The organism is Achromobacter sp. 1L-A-4-B-C2 (genome assembly GCF_057291955.1).
The window spans coordinates 1-23277 of record NZ_JBXAWP010000007.1 but is presented as its reverse complement, the minus strand read 5'-3'; the positions used below and the strand labels follow the sequence as shown (position 1 = coordinate 23277).

The 23277-nt window shown below is 61.4% G+C and carries 19 protein-coding genes and 1 tRNA gene; 4 read left to right on the top strand and 16 right to left on the bottom strand.

Annotated elements, in window-relative coordinates; genetic code table 11:
* The 5 genes from AC0Z35_RS28280 to AC0Z35_RS28260 form a co-directional block, all read right to left on the bottom strand.
* On the bottom strand, positions 1-94 hold a 94-nt coding region (locus tag AC0Z35_RS28280; RefSeq protein WP_005434227.1), incomplete at its 3' end, for a GTP-binding protein.
* A 75-nt stretch (positions 95-169) separates the two neighbouring features.
* On the bottom strand, positions 170-2272 hold the full coding sequence (gene fusA, locus AC0Z35_RS28275) for an elongation factor G (protein WP_046806041.1): 2103 nt from the start codon (positions 2270-2272) through the stop codon (positions 170-172).
* Positions 2273-2290: 18 nt separating this feature from the next.
* Positions 2291-2761, bottom strand: a complete 471-nt coding sequence (rpsG, locus tag AC0Z35_RS28270) for a 30S ribosomal protein S7 (RefSeq protein ID WP_006216561.1) — start codon at positions 2759-2761, stop codon at positions 2291-2293.
* A gap of 166 nt (positions 2762-2927) precedes the next feature.
* A complete protein-coding gene (gene rpsL / locus AC0Z35_RS28265; RefSeq protein WP_005017264.1) occupies positions 2928-3305 on the bottom strand; it encodes a 30S ribosomal protein S12 in 378 nt (125 codons plus the stop codon).
* Between the two features lie 543 nt (positions 3306-3848).
* A complete protein-coding gene (locus AC0Z35_RS28260) occupies positions 3849-4550 on the bottom strand; it encodes a response regulator transcription factor (RefSeq protein ID WP_046806042.1) in 702 nt (233 codons plus the stop codon).
* A 259-nt stretch (positions 4551-4809) separates the two neighbouring features.
* Between AC0Z35_RS28260 and AC0Z35_RS28255 the strand changes: the two genes are divergently transcribed.
* Genes AC0Z35_RS28255 through AC0Z35_RS28245 form a run of 3 tightly spaced genes read left to right on the top strand, consistent with a single transcriptional unit; the run spans position 4810 to position 9028 of the window.
* Positions 4810-5526, top strand: coding sequence for a response regulator transcription factor (locus AC0Z35_RS28255; protein ID WP_046806043.1), 717 nt, complete (start codon positions 4810-4812; stop codon positions 5524-5526).
* Positions 5527-5559: 33 nt separating this feature from the next.
* The gene (locus AC0Z35_RS28250) at positions 5560-6669 is read left to right on the top strand and encodes a FecR family protein (RefSeq protein ID WP_046806044.1); all 1110 of its coding nucleotides are present in this window, start codon (positions 5560-5562) and stop codon (positions 6667-6669) included.
* Between the two features lie 10 nt (positions 6670-6679).
* On the top strand, positions 6680-9028 hold the full coding sequence (locus AC0Z35_RS28245) for a CHASE2 domain-containing protein (RefSeq protein ID WP_485133297.1): 2349 nt from the start codon (positions 6680-6682) through the stop codon (positions 9026-9028).
* 30 nt (positions 9029-9058) lie between these two features.
* Here AC0Z35_RS28245 and AC0Z35_RS28240 read toward each other — a convergent pair whose 3' ends face one another.
* Positions 9059-10357 carry a serine/threonine-protein kinase gene (locus AC0Z35_RS28240; protein ID WP_485133298.1) on the bottom strand — a complete coding sequence of 433 codons (1299 nt, stop codon included), beginning with the start codon at positions 10355-10357 and terminating at the stop codon, positions 9059-9061.
* Between the two features lie 154 nt (positions 10358-10511).
* On the opposite strand from AC0Z35_RS28240, the gene AC0Z35_RS28235 reads away from it, so the two are divergent.
* The gene (locus tag AC0Z35_RS28235) at positions 10512-10907 is read left to right on the top strand and encodes a TssQ family T6SS-associated lipoprotein (protein WP_046806047.1); all 396 of its coding nucleotides are present in this window, start codon (positions 10512-10514) and stop codon (positions 10905-10907) included.
* A 110-nt stretch (positions 10908-11017) separates the two neighbouring features.
* On the opposite strand, the gene rpoC is transcribed toward AC0Z35_RS28235, so the two are convergent.
* The 10 genes from rpoC to AC0Z35_RS28185 all read right to left on the bottom strand — a co-directional run.
* Entirely contained in the window at positions 11018-15262 is a 4245-nt protein-coding gene (rpoC, locus tag AC0Z35_RS28230) for a DNA-directed RNA polymerase subunit beta' (protein WP_046806048.1), read from the bottom strand.
* Positions 15262-19374, bottom strand: a complete 4113-nt coding sequence (rpoB, locus tag AC0Z35_RS28225; protein ID WP_046806049.1) for a DNA-directed RNA polymerase subunit beta — start codon at positions 19372-19374, stop codon at positions 15262-15264. The genes rpoC and rpoB overlap by 1 nt, the downstream gene beginning before the upstream one ends.
* 161 nt (positions 19375-19535) lie before the next feature.
* Positions 19536-19916 (bottom strand): 50S ribosomal protein L7/L12, encoded by a 381-nt coding sequence (gene rplL / locus AC0Z35_RS28220; protein WP_006216571.1) that lies wholly within the window; start codon positions 19914-19916, stop codon positions 19536-19538.
* A gap of 81 nt (positions 19917-19997) precedes the next feature.
* The gene (rplJ, locus tag AC0Z35_RS28215; protein ID WP_006216572.1) at positions 19998-20522 is read right to left on the bottom strand and encodes a 50S ribosomal protein L10; all 525 of its coding nucleotides are present in this window, start codon (positions 20520-20522) and stop codon (positions 19998-20000) included.
* Between the two features lie 255 nt (positions 20523-20777).
* Positions 20778-21479: a 50S ribosomal protein L1 gene (gene rplA / locus AC0Z35_RS28210; protein ID WP_006392088.1), complete on the bottom strand. Its 702-nt coding sequence runs from the start codon at positions 21477-21479 to the stop codon at positions 20778-20780.
* Positions 21480-21481: 2 nt separating this feature from the next.
* Positions 21482-21913, bottom strand: a complete 432-nt coding sequence (gene rplK / locus AC0Z35_RS28205) for a 50S ribosomal protein L11 (protein WP_046806050.1) — start codon at positions 21911-21913, stop codon at positions 21482-21484.
* Positions 21914-21976: 63 nt separating this feature from the next.
* Positions 21977-22510, bottom strand: a complete 534-nt coding sequence (gene nusG, locus AC0Z35_RS28200; RefSeq protein WP_006216576.1) for a transcription termination/antitermination protein NusG — start codon at positions 22508-22510, stop codon at positions 21977-21979.
* Between the two features lie 9 nt (positions 22511-22519).
* Complete coding sequence (gene secE / locus AC0Z35_RS28195) at positions 22520-22900, bottom strand: preprotein translocase subunit SecE (protein WP_046806052.1); 381 nt, start codon at positions 22898-22900, stop codon at positions 22520-22522.
* Positions 22901-22964: 64 nt separating this feature from the next.
* Positions 22965-23040, bottom strand: a tRNA-Trp gene (locus AC0Z35_RS28190).
* A gap of 142 nt (positions 23041-23182) precedes the next feature.
* Positions 23183-23277, bottom strand: a 95-nt coding sequence (locus AC0Z35_RS28185) for an EF-Tu C-terminal domain-related protein (RefSeq protein ID WP_455570226.1), incomplete at its 5' end; no start/stop codon positions are given.

The following is a 23277-nucleotide window of genomic DNA, read 5'->3' as shown; positions in this document are numbered from 1 at the left end:
TAGCTGCCGTCAACGTCGTTTTGCCGTGGTCAACGTGACCAATCGTACCCACGTTCACGTGCGGCTTGGTACGTTCAAACTTGCCTTTTGCCATGATCTCTATCCTTTAACTTTCAAGGAAACTTGAATCTGCCAGGCCACCCGGATGGGCGGACCTGGCTAGGGTTATTTACTTGGCCCGAGCGGCGATGACTTCGTCAGCGACGTTCTTGGGAGCCTCGGAGTAATGCTTGAATTCCATCGTGTACGTGGCACGACCTTGCGTCAACGAACGCAGGTTCGTGGCGTAACCGAACATCTCGGCCAGGGGAACTTCAGCCTTGATGGTCTTGCCGCCACCGACCATGTCGTCCATGCCTTGGACCATGCCGCGACGCGAGGACAGATCGCCCATCACGGTACCAGCGTAGTCTTCCGGCGTTTCGACTTCAACGGCCATCATCGGTTCCAGCAGCACGGGGCTGGCCTTGCGCAGACCTTCCTTGAATGCCATGGAGCCGGCCATCTTGAACGCGTTTTCGTTCGAGTCCACATCGTGGTACGAACCGAAGAACAGCGTGCACTTGACGTCGACGATCGGGTAGCCAGCCAACACGCCCGAAGGCAGCGTTTCCTGAATGCCCTTGTCCACCGCGGGGATGTATTCGCGAGGAACCACACCGCCCTTGATGGCGTCCACGAATTCGTAGCCACCGCCAGGAGGCAACGGCTCGACCTTCAGCACCACGTGACCGTACTGGCCACGGCCGCCCGACTGCTTGACGAACTTGCCTTCAACTTCGTCGCAGGTCTTGCGGATGGTTTCACGGTAGGCCACTTGCGGCTTGCCGACGTTGGCTTCAACGCCGAACTCACGCTTCATGCGGTCGACCAGAATTTCCAGGTGAAGCTCGCCCATGCCGGAAATGATGGTTTGGCCGGATTCTTCGTCGCTGCGCACGCGGAACGACGGATCTTCCTGAGCCAGACGCGACAGCGCCAGACCCATCTTTTCCTGGTCAGCCTTCGACTTCGGTTCCACGGCCTGCGAAATCACGGGCTCGGGGAAAATCATGCGTTCGAGCAAGATGTGCGAGTCGGTGTCGCACAGCGTTTCGCCGGTGGTCACGTCTTTCAGACCCACCACGGCGGCGATGTCGCCTGCCAACACTTCCTTGATTTCTTCGCGGTTGTTCGCGTGCATCTGCAGAATGCGGCCGATACGTTCTTTCTTGCCCTTGATGGGGTTGTAGACCGTGTCGCCCGACTTCAGGACGCCCGAGTAAACGCGCACGAAGGTCAATTGACCCACGAACGGATCGCTCATCAGCTTGAATGCCAGTGCCGAGAACTTCTCGCCGTCGTCCGCTTCACGCGTGACGGGATTGCCATCGTCGTCCTGGCCGTCAACCGCGGGAATGTCCACGGGCGAAGGCAGGTAGTCGATGACCGCGTCCAGCATGCGCTGCACGCCCTTGTTCTTGAAGGCGGTGCCGCACAGCATCGGCTGGATTTCGCCAGCGATGGTGCGTTGGCGGATGGCCAGGTTGATTTCGGCTTCGTCCAAGGAACCCGTTTCCAGGTACTTGTTCATCAGCTCTTCCGACGACTCAGCGGCGGCTTCAACCAGCTTTTCACGCCATTCGTTGGCCAGGCCTTCCAGCTCGGCGGGAATATCGTGGTAGTCGAACTTGATGCCTTGGCTGGCTTCGTCCCAAATGATCGCCTTCATCTTGACCAGGTCGACCACGCCTTGGAACGTGTCTTCGGCACCGATCGGGATCACGATCGGCACGGGATTGGCGCGCAGGCGGTTCTTCAGCTGGTCATAGACCTTGAAGAAGTTGGCGCCGGTGCGGTCCATCTTGTTGACGAAGGCCAGACGCGGCACGCCGTACTTGTTGGCTTGGCGCCACACGGTTTCGGACTGCGGCTGAACGCCACCCACCGCGCAATAGACCATGCAAGCACCGTCCAGGACGCGCATGGAACGTTCCACCTCAATGGTGAAGTCCACGTGACCCGGGGTGTCGATGATGTTGATGCGGTGTTCGGGATAGTTCTTCGCCATGCCACGCCAAAACGCCGTCGTAGCTGCCGACGTAATGGTGATGCCACGCTCTTGCTCTTGTTCCATCCAGTCCATGGTGGCTGCGCCATCATGCACTTCGCCAATCTTGTGATTGACGCCGGTGTAGAACAGGATACGTTCGGTCGTGGTGGTTTTCCCTGCATCGATGTGCGCAGAGATACCAATGTTGCGATAGCGCTCGATCGGGGTTTTGCGGGCCATGGTGGATTAGTCCTTAAATTACCAGCGGAAATGGCTGAAGGCCTTGTTGGCCTCTGCCATCTTGTGCGTGTCTTCGCGCTTCTTCATCGCGGCGCCACGACCTTCGGAGGCGTCGATCAGTTCGCCAGCAAGACGCAGATCCATCGACTTCTCGCCACGCTTCTTAGCGGCTTCACGGAGCCAACGCATAGCCAGGGCCAGGCGGCGCACGGGGCGCACTTCAACCGGCACTTGGTAGTTGGCACCGCCAACGCGGCGGCTCTTCACTTCGACGATCGGCTTGATGTTGTTGATCGCCAGGCTGAAAACTTCGATCGGCTCTTTGCCGGTCTTGGTTTGCACTTGCTCGAGGGCACCGTAGACGATGCGCTCGGCGACGGCCTTCTTACCGTCCAGCATGACGACGTTCATGAACTTGGCGAGCTCGACGCTGCCGAACTTGGGATCGGGCAGAATCTCGCGCTTGGGTACTTCGCGACGACGGGGCATTGTTGCTTCCTTGTGTCTGTTCAGTTGAACCGTGTTTCATTACACGGCCATGGCCGCCCATTGGGACGACCCCTTACGTGCCGCGCTCCTTCCCAAAAGCCGGAGGGCGCGGTCGCACTTCCCTAGTGACGGGCTTCCGCCACGCGGGGTTACTGCTGACTCGTTATTAAGCCTTCTTCGGGCGCTTGGCGCCGTACTTCGAGCGGGCTTGCTTACGATCCTTGACGCCTTGCAGGTCGAGGGAACCGCGCACGATGTGATAACGCACACCGGGCAAGTCCTTCACACGACCGCCACGCACCAGAACCACCGAGTGCTCTTGCAGGTTGTGGCCTTCACCGCCGATGTACGAAATGACTTCGTAACCGTTGGTCAGACGCACTTTGGCAACCTTGCGCAGAGCGGAGTTCGGCTTCTTGGGGGTGGTGGTGTACACGCGAGTGCACACGCCGCGGCGTTGCGGGCAATTTTCGAGCGCGGGGCTCTTGCTTTTGATGATGCTGACTTCGCGCGGCTTGCGCACGAGTTGGCTAATGGTAGGCATGACCTTTGAAATCCCTTTTACGTACCACTGGTAAGTACTTACGTACTCGTCTCCTCAAGCAGTGAATTCTCTCGGAGAAGGCAGTTCGCGCAAAACCGCCTCAAACGTTCATATACGTAAAAGAGCGGGCTTGCCAACAAACCATGACAAACGCACAAAACTGATAGCGGCCGGCATTCAAGGACGAAGTCGCAACAGATGGACCCAAAACCGAAGGCTCGTGACGCACCTGGTTTTAGATCCTGGACTAAATTCTTGAACTGTTTGCCTTTGGCGTACAGATTTTGCGCGCGAAATAAAGCAGTAAGCCCTTTAGCATAACTGAGATCAAGGCGTACTGTCAAAGTATTTTGTAAGCCCCCGGACGCCGCGCGTTGGCGGCAAAAAGGCAGGAACTTAGCGCCGGCTGGCGCAAAATAGGGTCACGTAGCAGGACGGATCCAACCCTTTGAAACGCGCCGCGCCGCACTCGTCGGACGTTGCGGTGCTGGGGTAAACCATGAGTATTTTTGGCCTACGGCGCAGTGTAGCTCCGGGCGGGCGTTAATGGTCGGCGAACAAGTAACCGCTGCCGTACACCGTGCGGATGGGCAACATCACGCCCGCCAATTCCGCTTTGCGCCGCAAGCGGCTGACGATCACGTCGATGCTGCGCGATCCGCTAGATCGCACGCCGCCGCCTTCCACTCGAAGCTCGTCGCCCAGCTCCGACCGGCCCACCGCCCTGCCCGCGACTTCCAGCAATGAACGGACGATGAGGCGTTCGTTGGCCGACAGCGAGATCGTGGCGCCCGATGGGGCAGCCAGCGTCCAGCCCTGGTCTCGCAACTCCCATTGGCCGTTGACCGGCTCCTCGTCCGCCTTGTTGTCGGGTGTCGCGGGCAGGCGGCGCGCCAGCGCCAGAAGGATGCAGGAGAGTTCACGCGGATCCTGCGGTTCGGGCAGACAGGCGTCGGCGCCGCTTTGCAGGCAGCGCAGGCGGCTGTCCACCGACATGCCCCGTCCGGTAACCACGATTCCCATCGACGAAGATCCGTGCAGGCGCGCAACCAGGGCATAGCCGATTTCGCCCATCGCCCCCACATCGAGGATCACGGCATCGTAGGTGCCGCTATTGAGTAATCCGAACAGCTCAAGGGATGTCGAGCACCCGCGCGCGGAAATTCCGGCTTGCAGCAACGCGGACACGGCGGCGTTTCGGGCGACCTCGTCCGGCGACATCATAAGTATGCGCAATTGATTCATAGCTAATTCCACCTCTGACCCGAGCCCCGCTGCCGACCGTTTGTGACGTTGGCGGAGGGGACGGTTGAGACAGTGTGGCGTGGTGTTACGCAACAACTCCAGTCAATATTCGTTAACTTTGCAATGTTTGACAGTTCTTGCCACAACGTAGCCAGACTCTCACTTGCCCGAGTTATCATTCGTTTACACAAATTCGCTCACCTTTGCATCAGGCCGCCAACGAGCGCGCAGAAGTGGCAAAACTCCGCGAGAAATTCCGATGAAAATCGCGTCGCTGGAAGACGATCTTGACCAAGCCCGGCGCATACACCAAGTGCTGACCGCTGCGGGATACACGTGCCTCAGTTATCACCAGAGCCGGGATCTGTTGGCCGCGTTGCGCACCGAAAATTTTGATCTGGTGCTGCTGGATTGGCACCTGCCAGACATTGACGGTGACGATGTGGTGCGCTGGTTGCGCGCCAATATCGGTCCGCGCGTACCGGTTATCTTCTTGACCAATCGCTCGTCGGAAGATGATTTGGTCGAAGGGCTGCGCGCGGGCGCCGACGATTACATCGTTAAGCCCCTGCGCCCGCTGGAGTTGCTGGCGCGCGTGGCCGCGCTGCTGCGGCGCAGTCAGATCGCCGAGCCGGCCAACGATGCGTTCGAGGTTGCGCATTACCGCATCGAGCCTGCGGCGCGCGTCATTTCGTTGCACGGCGCCCCCGTGTCACTGGCGCCCAAGGAATTCGAGCTGGCGCTGCTTTTCTTTCGCAATCTGGGCCGGCTGATGTCGCGCGACGTGCTCGCCGAATGCGTCTGGAACCGCGAAATTCCCGCCACGTCCCGCACGTTGGACACGCATTTGTCCAACATCCGTCAAAAGCTCCAGATTCGCCCCGAGCACGGCGTGCGCCTGAGCTCGTCGTACGCGCTTGGCTACCGGTTGGAATTGATAAGCGCCGCTGACGACAGCGCCACCAACCCGTCATAGACGCTACGCGCGCTTTCCTGGAGAACACGATTTATGAGCCGCTGCCGCGCGCTTTCTTCGCTTGCCCTGCTCTGCTGCCTGACCGTGTCCGGCGTGGCGCACAGCCAGCCCGCGGGTGCATTGGGCGACGACTTCATCTACCGCATCCGCCAGGGCGACACCCTGATCGAGCTGGCTACGCAATACACCCGCAACCAAGCTAACTGGACGCAGCTGCAAACCGTAAACAAGGTCGACAAGCCCGAGCAACTGCCGATCGGCCTTGAACTGCGGATCCCGCTGTCGATGATCCCGGTGCGGCCCGCGCCGGCGCGCGTCGTGCACGTTAGCGGCCAAGCGAATATGGACGGCAAGGCACTGCAAGCCGGCGCGAGCGTCTCCGAAGGCAGCACGGTCGTGACCTCGGCGAACGGCTTTGTCACGTTGGAGCTGGCTGACGGATCCAAGCTGACGTTACCTGCCGGCGGGGCCGTTGAATTGTCCCGGCTGCGCCAGTTTGAAGGCACCGCGCTGACCGACTCGGTCATCAACGTTCAGCGCGGCGGTGTTGAATCTACCGTCGCCCCCACCGGACAAGGCGTGGGCCGTTTCGAGATCCGGACGCCGGTCGCCGTGACCGGCGTGCGCGGCACGCGGTTTCGCGTGCAAAGCGGCGCGGGTGGCGTGCAAAGCGAAGTGTTGGAAGGCAGCGTGCGCTTGCAAGCGCATGCACCCGGCACCGAACTGACCAAGCCAGTCGCGGTGGCACGCGGCTATGGCGCCGCGGTGCGCAACGACGGCAGCATGTCGGGCGTGCGCCAGCTGCTGGCCGCGCCAGAACTGGGCCAGCCCACGCGCCGGGGCGGCGGTGCATGGACCAGCGCGTTTGCACCGGTGCCGGGTGCCCAAAGCTACCTCGTGCGTGTTTCGCGCGATGCGGAAGGCGCCCTGCCCGTGTCATCCGAAAGTTTCGCCGCAAACGACATTCAGTTCCGGGCCCCTGGCCCCGGTACGTACTACGTATCCGTGCGCGCGGTCGACGAGCTGGGCTTGCGCGGCCAGGACGCGGTTGCAACGTTCGAAGGCGCGAATCAATTGATGACGTCGTCCGGCCTTGGGGTCAGCAGCGGCAGCGGCGGATTCATCACGCTGACCGAGTACTAGGGCCGAATCCATGGCCGATGCCACCGACGCCCTCGACCGGACCTCGCGCTCAGGGCTGTGGCTGACGGTGATTCTGGGGATCCTGGCGGCGCTGCTGGGCTTATTGAATGGCTTGGGCCGCGTCGACCAGATCCTTTACGACCGCGCCCTGACCCTGACGGGGCGCCCCGCCGACCCCGACATTCTGATCGTCGCCATTGACGACGCCAGCATAGAGACGCTGGGCCGATGGCCCTGGCGGCGCGCGATCCACGCCGCCTTGATGGACCGCCTGCAAGGCGCCCGCGCGGTCGGTCTGGACTTGATCTTCGCGGAAAGCGACACGGTCAATCCCAACGACGATGCCATCCTGGCCCAGAGCATCTTGCGTAACGGACGAACCGTCTTGCCGGTGGTGCTGGACCGTTTGAACAATCCTTTGGCCATGTCCTCACCCATTGCGGTGGTGGGCAATGCCGCGGCCGCCAGCGGCTTCATCAACGCGCGCGTGGATCCGGACGGCGTGGTGCGTGAAGCCTCGCTGACTGCCCAGTTCGCCGGCGCGCCCTACATGCACATGGCCCTGTCCATGCTCGACATCGGTGGGCAGGCAGATCAGGTGGAACGACTTCTGCAACGCGCCGCCCCCAGCAGCGACATCCTGATTCCCTACGCTGGCCCGGCGGGTCACATGCGCACCGTCTCGTACCTGGCGGTGTTGCGCGGCGATATCCCGCCCGAAGAAATACGAGGCAAGTACGTGCTGGTGGGTGCCTGGGCGACGGGCCTGGGTGACGCATATCCGACGCCGGTGTCGCACGACCTTAGCGGAATGTCGGGCGTGGAAATCATCGCCAACCTGATGCAGGCGGGGCGCGACGGGCTGTTCTACCAGCGGCCGGCAGCCGCCTGGAACGCACTGTTTTCCGTCCTTCCGGTGTTGCTCGCCTGCCTGGCGCTGTGGCGCCTGTCGCCCAAGCGCGCCCTGCTGGTGAGCATTGCACTGATCGCCTGCATACTGATCGCGTCGTGGTTGCTGCTGGCGTACGCGAGCCTATGGTTCGCGCCCACCGCCGCGCTCGTCGGCGTTGCGCTTTGCTATCCGCTGTGGAGCTGGCGCAGCCAGGAAGCCGCCTTGCGCTACATGGACTACGAACTGCGCCGGCTTCAACGTGAGTACCCGCCCGTTCTTAACGAAGCGCGGGCCCAGCTGACCGGCCCCAACGCGTCGTTGGAAAGCCGCGTGGGCGAACTTCAACGCGCATTGGAACGCGTGCGCAACCTGCGGCGCTTCCTGGCCGACGGGCTGGATGGCATGCCCGATGCCACGCTGGTATTCGACCAGGACGGGCGCATGCAATTTCGCAACCAGGCGGCGGTCATGTATTTCCAGCGGCTCGGCATGCGGCCGCCGCGCGTGGGCCACCCGGCCACGCACTTGCTGGAAAAGACCATTTCCGACGCCTCGACGCGACAGCGCGTGGCCGACGCCTTGCGCGGCCAGCTGCCGACGGATGATTCGACTCGCTGGACCGCCGATCTGGAGGTACGCGACTACGCCGGTCGTGACCTTATCCTGAAGTGCGCCCCCATCCATACCGCCGAAGGCGATTTTGCGGGCACGGTGGCCACCCTGACCGATATTTCGCGCATTCGCCAAGCCGAGCGCCAGCGCGAAGAGACACTGCGATTCATTTCGCACGATATGCGCGCGCCGCAAAGTTCCATCCTGGCGCTGGTCGAGATGAAGCAGGAAAGCGGTGTCCAAGAGGGCCAGGGCGAAACGCTTGCGCGGATCGCCACACTAGCCAACCGCACGCTGCATCTGGTGGACGACTTCGTGCACCTCACGCGGGCGGAATCCATGACGATCAGCGCCGTCGAGCTTGATGTGGGCAGCCTGCTCCAAGACGCCGTGGACGAATTCTGGGCGTCGGCGCACAAGCGCGGCATTACGCTGCGACTGCGTACGCCGTTGCCCGTAGCCTACATACGCGGCGACCAGACGCTGTTGATGCGCGCGCTGTGCAATTTGATCGACAACGCCATCAAATACAGCGCTCCCCACACGTGCATCGAGTGCGCGATCGACGCATCGCCGGGGTTCTGGTGCGTGACCATTCGAGATCAAGGCCAGGGCATCGCCGAGTCGGATCTTGCACGCCTGTTCGAACCGTTTTCGCGCGTGGGAGTAGAGAACCGGAATGACGTGGGCGGCGCCGGCCTGGGCCTGGCATTTGTGCGTACCGTGGCCGAGCGCCACGGGGGCTCTGTGCAGGTCAGCAGCAAGATCGGCGTCGGGTCGGTGTTTACCTTCTGCCTGCCCGTGGCGCCGGACGCGGCTTCAGACGCCGCCGCTCCGACCGAGCCATCGGCCTGACCGGCCAGGCGCAGACGCGCCCACCCGCACCTACTGGAAAACGTGCGAAATCACTGCGGGCTTGCCTGCCTTGATTTCGATCGTTGCGCGATACGGTGGCAGGTCTGCGTTGCGCAGGACCACTTGGTACTTGCCCGGAATCAGGCGGATTTCCTTGACGGGCGGGCTGATCCCGCGTGCCACTCCATTTACCCAGACTTCGCCCCAAGGGCGTATATCCAGGCGCACGGTGACCGGTACTGCCAGCGGCTTCGGCTTGGGCGCGTCTTCAGCCGGCGTCGCCGCATTTGAAGTGGCGGCGCCTTGCGTGGAAGCCGGCGTGCCAGCGGCAGGCAAAACGGACGGTTCTGCCGGAGCGTTTGCCGTCGCGGCGCTGTTCTGGGTGGGCGGCTGCGTGCCGGACTCTGCCCCAGCGCCCGACACAACGGGCGGCGGCGTCGACGCTGCTTGCGGGACGGCAGCAGGTGGCACGGTGGAAGCGGCGGGGGGTGCCGCCGGCGGCGGCATGGGATGCACGGCAGGCGGGTTCGGCATGACAACTTCCGAACTTGTGATCAGCGCGTTCGGCGCGCCTGCCCCCCAATGAAACCAGCCATACACCGCCAGGCCGATCAACGCCAGAAGGGCAAGCAAGGCAAGCAGCGGACGACGGTTGCGTGCCGGCCTGCGCATCGCCGAGGCGGCGGCCGGTGGCGCGGAATGGCCGGCCTCGGCCGTGGGCTCGTCGTCGCTTGCCGCCGGTTCTATGTAAGCGGCCACGCCCAGCAAGGCTGCGAATTCGGCCAGCGTCTGCGGCCGGTCGGCCGGCGACATGGCCAGGCCGCGATCAATCACGGCCAGAAAATCCGGGTTGTATTTTGACAGGCCCAAGGACGCCAGGGGCTCGTATGCATCAGTCGCCCGGCGCTCGGGCGCAGGCGGCGGCCGGTGGCCTGTTACCAATGCATGCATCACGGCGCACAGCGCATAGATGTCGCTCCACGAGCCACGCGGCCATTCCATCGAATCCGTATAGAGTTCAAACGGCGCAAACCCGGGGGTCGGGCTTCGGCTGGCTCGGCGCGAGCGCGCCACGACAAGCTCGGGCAACAGATGCGCCCGCGCGTTTTCATCCATGCCTACCGTATCCAGCGTGATATCGCCGCAGATTTCACCCTGCGCATGCAAGGAGATCAGGGACGGCAGCAGGTCCGAGACCAGCCGCTTGATACGCGATTCCGGCACACCACCCGCCATGCTGGCGGCAATAGCGCTAAGAGGACGCAAAGCCAGAGGCGCGGCGCCGGAGAAAGGGCCACGCGGCGTCAGCAGGCCGGTGGACGTGGACATGATGGGAATTGCGCTCATGCGCGGACTGGTGCGAAGATGGAATAGCGTGAATATTATCCAATTCGCAACACCAGGACATTGCCGAAAATGTCCGAGCGCATCAGGCTGTGGCACGATGGCGTTTCACTCATTCTTCCTACCCCCCTTATAAGCTATGAAAAATCGCCTTCTGAGCAGTCTGCTCGGCGCGACAGTGATGCTGGCGGGCTGCGCCGGGATCTCGTCCCAGAAACCGGAAAGCCCCCCCACCGCCGACGCCCTGGCGCAATTGCAACAAGTCCGGGACACCTACGGCGCGGGCCGCTACGGGGAAGTCATCCGAACGGTTGCCACCTCGGACACGTTGGCCTCGTCCACCAAGGCCGTCCGCATCGAGGCTTACAAGTTGCAGGCGTTCAGCTATTGCGTCAGCCGCTACACCCAACTGTGCGAAGACAGCTTCGCCCGGATCCTGGCACTGGACCCCTCATTCGAACTGGCTCCCAACGAAGCCGGCCATCCGTCCTGGGGGCCCGTCTTCCAACGCGCCCGCAGCCAGGCAGCCAAGTAGCCGCTACCTGGTCGGGGCAATAAAAAAAAGGCCGCTGATTCGCATCAGCGGCCTTTTTGCTTGCAGCCCCCGCGCCAACTCAGCGCGCGGGGAATTGTCCGGGATTCCGCTTATTCGGCGGAATCGTCCGTGCCGGCGTCGGAAGCCGGGGCCTGATCGTCCGCGCCCACCGTAACCGGCGAGTCTTCGAACGGGTTGGCCTGCTGGCGAGCGGCTTCGCGTTCCGCCGCCTCCAGCTCTTCCTTGTCGCGGCGTGCGTGGTGGTAAGCCAGGCCGGTACCCGCCGGGATGAGGCGGCCGACGATGACGTTTTCCTTCAAGCCACGCAGGTCGTCGCGCTTGCCCATGATGGCGGCTTCGGTCAGGACACGCGTGGTTTCCTGGAACGAAGCGGCCGAAATGAACGAGTCGGTCGACAGCGAGGCCTTCGTGATACCCAACAGCACGTTGTCGTAGGTTGCCGGGATACGGTCTTCGGCAGCCATGCGATCGTTGGCGTTCAGCAGTTCGGAGCGCTCGACTTGCTCGCCCGGGATGAACTCGGTATCACCAGCGTCAACGATGTTCACACGACGCAGCATCTGACGAACAATCACTTCGATGTGCTTGTCGTTGATCTTCACGCCTTGCAGACGGTACACGTCCTGCACTTCGTCGACGATGTACGTCGCCAGCTTCTCGATGCCTTGCAGGCGCAGGATGTCGTGGGGATCGGCCGGGCCGTCCACAATCATTTCGCCCTTGTTCACCACTTGGCCGTCGTGCACCAGAACCTGCTTTTCCTTCGGAATCAGGAACTCGTGGCTCACGCCTTCCAGGTCGGTGATAACCAGACGCTGCTTGCCCTTGGTGTCCTTACCGAACGACACCGTACCGGTAACGTCGGCGAGCATGCCGGCGTCCTTGGGCGAACGGGCTTCGAACAGTTCGGCCACACGCGGCAGACCGCCGGTAATGTCGCGGGTCTTTTGCGATTCTTGCGGAATACGCGCCAGAACTTCACCCACGGCAACCTGCTGGCCGTCACGCACGGTAATCAGCGCGCCCACCGGGAACGAGATGTTCACCGAGTGATCGGTGCCGGCGATCTTGACGTCTTCGCCAGCTTCGTTGACCAGCTTGATCTGCGGACGCATGACGATCTTGCCGCCACGGGTCTTCGGCGTGATGACGACGAGCGTCGACAGGCCGGTGACTTCGTCCACCTGCTTGGCAACGGTCACGCCTTCTTCGATGTTCTCGAAGCGGACGGCGCCGCCGTATTCCGACACGATCGGACGGGTCAGCGGGTCCCACGTCGCCAGACGTGCGCCAGCCTTCACAGCTTCGCCATCGCCAACCAGCACGGTCGCGCCGTACGGGATCTTGTGGCGTTCGCGTTCGCGGCCGTTGTCGTCGAAGATCGCCAGTTCGCCCGAGCGCGAAATCGCAACGCGTTCGCCCTTGGCGTTCGTGACATAGCGCATCGTGCTGGCAAAGCCGACCAGACCGCTGGACTTCGTTTCGACCGCGCTGGCCAGAGCCGAACGCGACGCCGCGCCACCGATGTGGAACGTACGCATCGTGAGCTGCGTGCCCGGTTCACCGATGGACTGGGCAGCGATAACGCCAACTGCCTCGCCTTGGTTGACCGGCGAACCGCGACCCAGATCGCGGCCGTAGCAGTGTGCGCACAGACCGTGACGCGTTTCGCACGTCAGCGGGGTGCGGACCTTGACTTCGTCCACGCCGATGCGGTCGATGGTGTCGACCAGGTCTTCGTCCAGCAGGGTACCGGCGACGATGGCCGTTTCCTGCGTGTCCGGGTTGATGATGTCCACGGCGGCAACACGACCCAGGATGCGGTCGCGCAGCGGTTCGATGACTTCACCACCTTCCACCAGGGCCTTCATGTTGTAGCCCAGCGACGTACCGCAATCGTCCTCGGTGATCACCAAGTCTTGCGTCACGTCGACCAGACGACGAGTCAGGTAACCCGAGTTCGCGGTCTTCAGTGCCGTATCAGCCAGACCCTTACGCGCGCCGTGAGTCGAGATGAAGTACTGAAGCACGTTCAGACCTTCACGGAAGTTCGCGGTAATGGGCGTTTCGATAATCGAGCCGTCCGGCTTGGCCATCAGGCCGCGCATACCGGCCAGCTGGCGGATCTGGGCGGCCGAACCGCGGGCGCCCGAGTCAGCCATCATGTAGATCGAGTTGAACGATTCCTGGCGCACTTCTTCGCCGTGACGGTTCACAACCGGCTCGGTGGCCAGTTGTTCCATCATCGCCTTGCCGACCTTGTCGCCGGCCTTGCCCCAGATGTCCACCACGTTGTTGTAGCGTTCTTGGGACGTGACCAGACCCGACGAGTACTGCTTGTCGATTTCCTTCACTTCGCGGCTGGCTTCGGCCAGGATGCCTTCCTTGGCGGTCGGGATCAGCATGTCGCCCATGGCGATCGAGATACCACCGCGCGTGGCCAGCTTGAAGCCGGACTGCATCAGCTTGTCGGCAAAGATCACCGTGTCGCGCAAGCCGCAACGGCGGAACGACTGGTTGATCAGGCGCGAAATTTCCTTCTTCTTCAGGGCCTTGTTCAGGACCGTGAAGGGCAGACCCTTCGGCAGAATTTCGGACAGCAGCGCGCGGCCGACCGTCGTTTCATGACGGCGGATCACGGGTTGCCATTCGCCTGCCTCGTCGCGCTCGTGCTCTTTCAGACGCACGGTCACGCGGGATTGCAGTTCGACTTCGCCGTTGTCATAGGCGCGTTGCACTTCAGCGACGTCGGTGAAGAAAATGCCTTCGCCGCGGCCGTTGATGCGCTCACGCGTCGTGTAGTACAGACCCAACACGATGTCTTGGGACGGCACGATCGACGGTTCGCCGTTGGCCGGGAACAAGACGTTGTTGGACGCCAGCATCAGCGTGCGCGCTTCCAGCTGGGCTTCCAGCGACAGCGGCACGTGGACAGCCATCTGGTCACCGTCGAAGTCGGCGTTGAACGCCGCGCAAACCAGCGGGTGCAGCTGGATGGCCTTGCCTTCGATCAGGACCGGTTCGAACGCCTGGATGCCCAAACGGTGCAGCGTGGGCGCACGGTTCAGCATGACCGGGTGTTCGCGGATGACTTCTTCCAGGATGTCCCAGACCACCGGTTCCTGGCTTTCCACCAGCTTCTTGGCAGCCTTGATGGTCGTGGCCAGGCCCATCATCTCCAGACGATTGAAAATGAACGGCTTGAACAGTTCCAGGGCCATCAGCTTGGGCAGACCGCACTGATGCAGCTTGAGCTGCGGGCCCACCACAATGACCGAACGGCCCGAGTAGTCGACGCGCTTGCCCAGCAGGTTCTGACGGAAACGACCGCTCTTGCCCTTGATCATGTCGGCCAGGGACTTCAGCTGGCGCTTGTTGGCGCCCGTCATGGCCTTGCCACGGCGACCGTTGTCCAGCAGCGAGTCAACGGCTTCCTGCAGCATCCGCTTTTCGTTGCGCAGGATGATTTCCGGCGCCTTGAGCTCCAGCAGGCGCTTCAAGCGGTTGTTGCGGTTGATGACGCGGCGGTACAGGTCGTTCAGGTCGGAGGTCGCGAAGCGGCCGCCGTCCAGCGGCACCAGCGGACGCAGGTCCGGCGGCAGCACGGGCAGCACTTCCATGACCATCCACTCGGCCTTGATGCCCGACTTCTGGAAGCCTTCCAGCACCTTCAGGCGCTTGGAAATCTTCTTGATCTTGGCTTCAGAGCTGGTGGCCTTCAACTCGCCGCGCAGCGTTTCCACTTCGCGATCGATGTCGATGGTGCGCAGCAGTTCGCGCACGGCTTCCGCGCCCATCAGGGCACGGAAATCGTCGCCGTATTCTTCGGTCTTGGCGAGGAAATCGTCGTCCGACATGATCTGGCCGCGCTTGAGCGGCGTCATGCCAGGTTCGATCACGCACCAGGCTTCGAAGTACAGAACGCGTTCGATGTCGCGCAGGGTCATGTCGAGCACCATGCCCAGACGCGACGGCAGGCTCTTCAGGAACCAGATGTGCGCGACGGGGCTGGCCAGCTCGATGTGGCCCATGCGTTCACGGCGAACCTTGGCAACGGTGACTTCAACGCCGCACTTTTCGCAGATCACGCCACGATGCTTCAGGCGCTTGTACTTGCCGCACAAGCACTCGTAGTCTTTGATCGGGCCAAAGATCTTGGAGCAGAACAGACCGTCACGTTCAGGCTTGAACGTGCGGTAGTTGATGGTCTCGGGCTTGCGAACTTCGCCGTAAGACCACGAACGGATCTTCTCGGGCGAGGCGATGCCGATCTTGATGGCATCGAATTGCTCGTCTTGCGAGACTTGCTTAAATAGGTCGAGTAGCGCTTTCATTAGTTACGCTCCAAATCCATGTCCAGGGCCAACGAGCGGATTTCCTTCACCAGCACGTTGAACGATTCCGGCATGCCGGCGTCGATGACGTGGTCGCCCTTGACGATGTTTTCGTATACCTTCGTACGGCCGGTGATGTCGTCCGACTTCACCGTCAGCATTTCTTGCAGGGTGTACGCGGCGCCGTATGCTTCCAGCGCCCACACTTCCATTTCCCCGAAACGCTGACCACCGAACTGCGCCTTACCACCCAGCGGCTGCTGCGTGACCAGCGAGTACGGACCCGTCGAACGCGCGTGCATCTTGTCGTCGACCAAGTGGTGCAGCTTCAGGTAGTGCATGTAGCCAACCGTCACGGGGCGCTCGAATTTCTCGCCCGTGCGGCCGTCAAACAGCCATGCCTGCGTACGCGAAGGCGTCAGTGCCATGCGCTCGGCGACGTCGTCCGGATAGGCCAGCTCCAGCATCGTGGTGATTTCCTCTTCCGTCGCGCCGTCGAAGACGGGCGTCGCGAACGGCACGCCGTTCTTGAGGTTCTGGGCCATTTCCATGACTTCTTCGTCGGTCAGCTCGTCGATGCGGGCGCCGGAACCGGTCGTGTTGTAGACCTTGTCCAGGTAGGCACGGACGTTCTTGACCTGCGCAGTGCGCTCGTCGCGCAGCAGATCGGCAATGCGGTGGCCCACGCCCTTGGCAGCCCAGCCCAAGTGCACTTCCAGCACCTGACCGACGTTCATCCGCGAGGGCACGCCCAGCGGGTTCAGAACGATGTCGGCCGGCGTGCCGTCAGCCATGTGCGGCATGTCTTCCACGGGGGTGATACGCGAGACCACGCCCTTGTTACCGTGACGGCCTGCCATCTTGTCGCCAGGTTGCAGACGACGCTTCACGGCCAAGTAGACCTTGATCATCTTCAGCACGCCCGGGGGCAGCTCGTCGCCCTGCGTCAGCTTCTTGCGCTTCTCTTCGAAGGCCAGATCGAACTGGTGACGCTTCTGTTCCAGCGATTCCTTGGCTTGTTCCAGCACGACAGCGTGCGGCTCATCGGCCAGACGGATGTCGAACCACTGCCAGCGGTCCAGATCAGCCAGGTAAGCCTTGGTGATCGTGGCGCCCTTGGCCAGCTTGCGCGGGCCGCCGTTGACGGTCTTGTTGACCAGCATCTTTTCGATACGGTCGAACTGGTCGTTTTCAACGATGCGCAGCTGGTCGTTCAGGTCTTGGCGATAGCGGCGCAGTTCATCGTCGATGATGGACTGGGCGCGCTTGTCGCGCACGATGCCTTCACGCGTGAACACTTGCACGTCGATCACGGTGCCGGTCATGCCCGAAGGCACGCGCAGCGAGGTGTCCTTAACGTCGGACGCCTTTTCACCAAAGATGGCGCGCAGCAGCTTTTCTTCCGGCGTCAGCTGGGTTTCGCCCTTGGGCGTGACCTTGCCGACCAGCACGTCGTCGGCGCTGACTTCGGCGCCAATGTACGTGATGCCCGAATCGTCCAGACGGTTCAGTTGCGTCTCAGCCAGGTTGCTGATGTCGCGCGTGATTTCTTCCGGACCCAGCTTCGTGTCGCGGGCAACAACCGTCAGTTCCTCGATGTGCACCGAGGTGTAGCGGTCATCGGCAACAACCTTCTCGGAGATCAAGATCGAGTCTTCGAAGTTGTAGCCGTTCCACGGCATGAACGCGATCAGCATGTTCTGACCCAGGGCGAGTTCGCCCAGGTCGGTCGATGCGCCGTCAGCCAGCACGTCGCCCTTGGCGACCTTGTCGCCACGCTTGACGATAGGACGCTGGTTGATGTTCGTGTTCTGGTTGGAACGGGTGTACTTGATCAGGTTGTAGATATCGACACCGACTTCGCCGGCGACGTTTTCTTCGTCGTTCACGCGAATCACGACGCGCTCGGCGTCAACGTGGTCGACCAGGCCGCCACGCAGTGCTTGCACGGTCGTGCCCGAGTCAACGGCCACGGTGCGTTCAATACCCGTACCCACGACCGGCTTTTCCGGACGCAGGCAAGGCACGGCCTGGCGTTGCATGTTGGCGCCCATCAGTGCGCGGTTTGCGTCGTCGTGCTCAAGGAACGGAATCAGCGAAGCGGCAACCGACACGATCTGCGACGGGGCAACGTCCATGTAGTGCACGTTGGCCGGCGAGGTCAGCATCGTTTCGCCTGCTTCACGGCAAGCGACCAGGTCGTCAACGAAGGCGCCTTGCTCGTCCAGCGCGGCGTTAGCCTGTGCAATGACGTAGTGGCTTTCTTCGATGGCCGACAGGTAATCGATCTGCTCGCTGACGCGGCCGTCGATAATCTTGCGGTAAGGCGTTTCCAGGAAGCCGTACTCGTTCAAGCGAGCGTACAGCGCCATGGAGTTGATCAGACCGATGTTCGGGCCTTCCGGCGTTTCGATCGGGCAGACGCGGCCGTAGTGGGTCGGGTGCACGTCGCGGACTTCAAAGCCGGCGCGCTCGCGGGTCAGACCGCCCGGGCCCAGTGCGGAAACGCGACGCTTGTGCGTGATTTCCGACAACGGGTTGGTTTGGTCCATGAACTGCGACAACTGGCTCGAACCGAAGAACTCCTTGATGGCAGCCGAGATCGGCTTGGAGTTGATCAGGTCGTGCGGCATCAGGTTTTCGGTCTCGGCCTGGCCCAGACGTTCCTTGACGGCACGCTCGACACGCACCAGGCCGGCGCGGAACTGGTTTTCGGCCAGTTCGCCAACGCAACGCACGCGACGGTTGCCCAAGTGATCGATGTCATCGATCTGGCCACGGCCGTTACGCAGCTCAACCAGCACCTTGATGGTTTCAAGGATGTCTTCGTTGGTCAGCGTCATCGGACCGGTGATGTCTTCACCACGGCCCAGACGGCTGTTGACCTTCATGCGGCCCACGCGCGACAGATCGTACGTCTCTTCGCTGTAGAACAGACGTTGGAACAGCGCTTCCACCGCTTCTTCGGTGGGGGGCTCGCCAGGACGCATCATGCGGTAGATGGCAACACGCGCGGCCATCTGGTCGGCGGTTTCATCAGTGCGCAGGGTTTGCGAAATGTACGGACCACGGTCCAGATCGTTCGTGTAGAGCGTCTGGATGTCGTAGACGTTCGAGGCGCGCAAGGCGCCCAGCACGCTTTCCGTGATTTCGTCGTTGGCGTTGGCGATGACTTCGCCGGTATCTTCGTCAACGATGTTCTTGGCCAGCACACGGCCGTACAGGAAGTCTTCCGGCACGGAGATGCGCTGGATGCCGCCGGCAGCCAGGTCGCGCAAATGCTTGGCATTGATGCGCTTGTCTTTTTCGACGATGACCTTGCCATCGCGGTCCGAGATGTCGAAGCGGGCCATTTCGCCCTTCCAACGCTCGGGCACGAATTCCATCATGGCGCCTTCGCTCTTGAGTTCGAAGTTATCGAAGTCAAAGAAGTTGGCCAGGATGGATTCCGGCGTCATGCCGATGGCCTTGCACAGGATCGTGACAGGCATCTTGCGACGACGGTCGACGCGGAAGAACAGGACGTCCTTCGGGTCGAATTCGAAGTCCAGCCACGAGCCGCGGTAAGGAATCACGCGGGCCGAGAACAGGAGCTTGCCGGAGCTGTGCGTTTTGCCGCGGTCGTGTTCGAAGAACACGCCAGGCGAACGGTGCAGCTGCGACACGATGACACGCTCGGTGCCATTGATGACAAAGGAACCCGTGCTGGTCATGAGCGGAATTTCGCCCATGTAGACTTCTTGTTCCTTCACTTCTTTCACGGTCGGCTTGCTGACTTCGCGGTCAAGCAGCACCAGGCGGACCTTGGCTCGCAGGGGCGAGGCATAGGTCAGACCACGTTGCTGACATTCCTTGACATCGAACACCGGTTCGCCGAGCACGTAGCTCACGAACTCCAAGCGCGCCATACCGTTGTGACTAACGATCGGGAAAATCGACGAGAACGCCGCCTGCAAACCGTCGGCTACGCGATCGGACGGGGCGGTATCCGCCTGCAGGAAAGTTAGGTAGGATTGAAGCTGTGTCGCCAAAAGGAAAGGAACGTTTTGAACGTCTTCACGCTTGGCGAAGCTTTTGCGGATGCGCTTTTTTTCGGTGTACGAGTAAGGCATGAGCACTCCGACTCGAGGTTGCATGGGCCGTCAACCACGGCCCTAGGTGATACGACTCCAGGAAACCCCCCTGAAAGGGCATACCCCCAGTAGGGGTTTCCTGGAAACGCAAAAGCCCGGGGACTGCAAACTGTGCTGTCCCCGGGCAGTTGACGCAGGTCTTACTTGACTTCGACCTTGGCGCCAGCTTCTTCCAGCTTCTTCTTGGCGGCTTCGGCGTCAGCCTTGGCCACAGCTTCCTTGACGGGCTTCGGAGCGCCGTCAACCAGGTCCTTGGCTTCCTTCAGACCCAGACCGGTCAGCTCGCGCACGGCCTTGATGACGCTGACCTTGTTCGCGCCGGCTTCCAGCAGGACGACGTTGAACTCGGTTTGCTCTTCAGCAGCGGCAGCAGCGCCACCAGCGGCGGGAGCAGCAACAGCGACAGCGGCGGCAGCAGCCGACACGCCGAACTTCTCTTCCATTTCCTTGATCAGCTCGGACAGCTCGAGCACGGTCATGCCAGCGATGGCGTCAAGGATTTCAGCTTTGTTAAGTGCCATTTTTAAGAACTCCAAATATTTTGGTAATGCCAGGGTTTGGGTGTCGCTTCGTCGTTCAGCGAATTCCGGACAGCAGGGCGATTAGGCCGCTGCCTTTTGGTCGCGCACAGCCGCGAGGCCACGGGCGAACTTGGTCGGAACTTCGTTGAGCGTACGCACGAATTGCGCGATCGGGGCTTGCATGGTGCCAAGCAGTTTCGACAGCAACTCTTCGCGGGACGGCATGGTGGCCAAGGCCTTCACACCATCTTGAGTCAGCAGGCTGTTGGGCAATGCGCCCGCCTTGATGACCAGCTTGTCGTTGCTTTTCGCGAAACCAGCGATAACCTTGGCCGCCGAAACCGGATCAGTGCTGATGCCATAGATCAGCGGACCGGTCAGTTGCTCAGCCAACGGCTCGAAAGCCGTGCCGGCAACAGCACGACGGGCCAGCGAGTTCTTCAGAACTCGCAGATACACGCCCGATTCACGCGCAGTTTTGCGCAGTACGGTGACAGAGGCGACGTCCAGACCACGGTACTCAGCGATAACAATCGATTGTGCCTTGGCGACTTCAGCCGAGACTTCCTCGATTACCACCGCTTTCTCTTGACGATTGAGACTCACGGTTTGAACACTCCATCAAAAGACGCCTGGGGCCGGAGCCTTGCGCGTCAACCGAATGCGGCGCCTGGTCGAGTTCTTCGTGTAAAGAAATCTTCCTGGGGACGCCGTCTACGCTGGATCCGAACTAGATGAGCTTCGGGATTAAGCGGGGCAGCGGGGGTGCGAGCACCGTTCCACTACCCTGCTCCAGCGGTCTTTGACAGCAACATCCGGAGGAATCCGGATGCAGCCCAAAGTACGTTTACTGCTGTTGGCTTAGTTGGAAGCCGACAGCGAGGCAATTTCAACGCGAGCACCGCCGCCCATCGTGGACGAAACGGCCAGCTTGCGCAGGTAAATGCCCTTGGCAGCTGCGGGACGGGCCTTTTGCAGGGCGTCGACCAGAGCAGCCAGGTTGGTTTGCAGCTGTTCCACGCCGAACGACGCACGGCCGATCGTTGCGTGGATGATGCCAGCCTTGTCGGTACGGTACTGAACCTGACCGGCCTTGGCGTTCTTGACAGCGGTGGCGACGTCAGGCGTCACGGTGCCGACCTTCGGGTTCGGCATCAGGCCACGGGGACCCAGGATCTGGCCCAGGGCACCCACGACACGCATCGTGTCGGGCGAAGCGATAACCACGTCAAAGTCCATTTGACCGGCCTTGATCTGGTCAGCCAGGTCGTCCAGGCCAACGATGTCGGCGCCGGCGGCCTTGGCGGCTTCAGCCTTGTCGCCTTGGGCGAACACGGCAACGCGAACCGACTTGCCGGTACCGGCGGGCAGCACGACCGAACCGCGAACCAGTTGGTCCGACTTCTTCGGGTCGATGCCGAGCTGCACGGCCACGTCAATGGATTCATTGAACTTGGCGACGGCGGTTTCCTTGACCAGGGTCAGGGCTTCAGCGACCGGGTACAGCTTGGTGCGGTCGATCTTTTGTGCAATAGCGGCGGCGCGCTTAGACAGTTTTGCCATGATTAGATCCCCTCAACCGTGATGCCCATGCTGCGGGCGCTGCCAGCGATCGTACGCACAGCGGCGTCCAGATCAGCGGCGGTCAGATCGGGGCCCTTGGCCTTGGCGATTTCTTCAGCTTGAGCGCGGGTCAGCGTGCCGACCTTGTCGGTATGCGGCTTGGGCGAACCCTTTTGCACACCGGCAGCCTTCTTGATGAGGACCGTCGCGGGCGGGGTCTTCATGATGAAGGTGAAGCTCTTGTCCGCGAAGGCGGTGATCACCACCGGAATCGGCAGACCAGGCTCCATGCCTTGGGTCTTGGCGTTGAACGCCTTGCAAAATTCCATGATGTTCAGGCCGCGTTGACCCAGTGCCGGGCCAATCGGGGGGGAGGGGTTAGCTTTACCAGCCGGTACTTGCAGCTTGATAAAGCCGACGATCTTTTTCGCCATGCTTTGCTCCTTGCGGGTTATATCGCCCCGGCGTTAACAGCCTGGGCTCCCCGGGGGTTGAAATCAGGTCTTTTCGACCTGGCTGAAATCGAGTTCGACGGGTGTGGCACGACCAAAAATGGTGACCGACACGCGCACCTTGCTCTTTTCGTAATTGACTTCTTCGACGTTGCCGTTGAAGTCTGCAAACGGACCTTCCTTGACCCGAACCATCTCGCCCACTTCGAAAAGAATCTTGGGGCGGGGCTTCTCGACACCCTCTTCCATCTGGGAGAGGATCTTTTCGACTTCCTTTTCGGAAATCGGGGTCGGACGGTTGCCCGAGCCACCCAAAAAGCCGGTGACGCGGTTCGTGTTCTTGACCAGATGCCACGTTTCGTCGGTCAGGTCCATTTCTACCAGGACATAACCGGGGAAAATGCGGCGTTCGGTGATCGACTTTTGACCACCCTTGACCTCGACGACTTCCTCGGAGGGCACAAGGATGCGACCAAAGGACGTTTGCAAGGCCGCGCGCTCGATGCGCTCTACCAGGGCCTTGTGAACGCTCTTTTCCATGCCGGAGTACACATGGACGACATACCAACGCTTACTCATTCGCCGTCCTTATTTCCAGCCCAACAACAGGCCGTAAAGAATCCATTCGATGCCCTTGTCGAGCACCCACATGAAAATGCCCATGACCGCCACGAACGCAAAAACGATACCCGTCATTTGGGTCGTTTCCTTGCGGGTGGGCCATGCGACACGCTTGACTTCGTTGTAGGACTCGCTGGCAAAGCTCAGGGTGCGGCGGCCGGGCTCGCTGAACCAGGCAATTGCGGCTGCAATCACAAGGCCGCCGACAAACACGCCGATACGTGCAGGCATCGGCTGTGCGCTAAGCACGGAAAACCCGACGATGCCAGCAATAACGACGAGAACCGCCAGGCCGAGCTTGACCCGGTCGGCGGTGCTAGTTACGGTTTCTACGCTGGTATTAGACATATTGCGACGCGAGCCGCCGTGAATGCGTAACTCGCGATGATCTCCCGCGGGTTTATCCTGGCGGTGGCAGGGGCAGTAGGAATCGAACCTACAACCTTCGGTTTTGGAGACCGACGCTCTGCCAATTGAGCTATGCCCCTAAAACACTACTGGCTTGCACTACATTCACTGACTTTCCGCTCAGCGCCTACGCGCAGGGTCACGGAACCGAACATCATACTACTTTTACAGCAAAGATGGATAGAGGGACTTGAGAGTCCACTCTACCCATCTGGGTATTGCTTACTTCAGGATCTTGGCGACGACGCCGGCGCCGACGGTACGACCGCCTTCACGGATAGCGAAACGCAGGCCTTCTTCCATGGCGATGGGAGCCA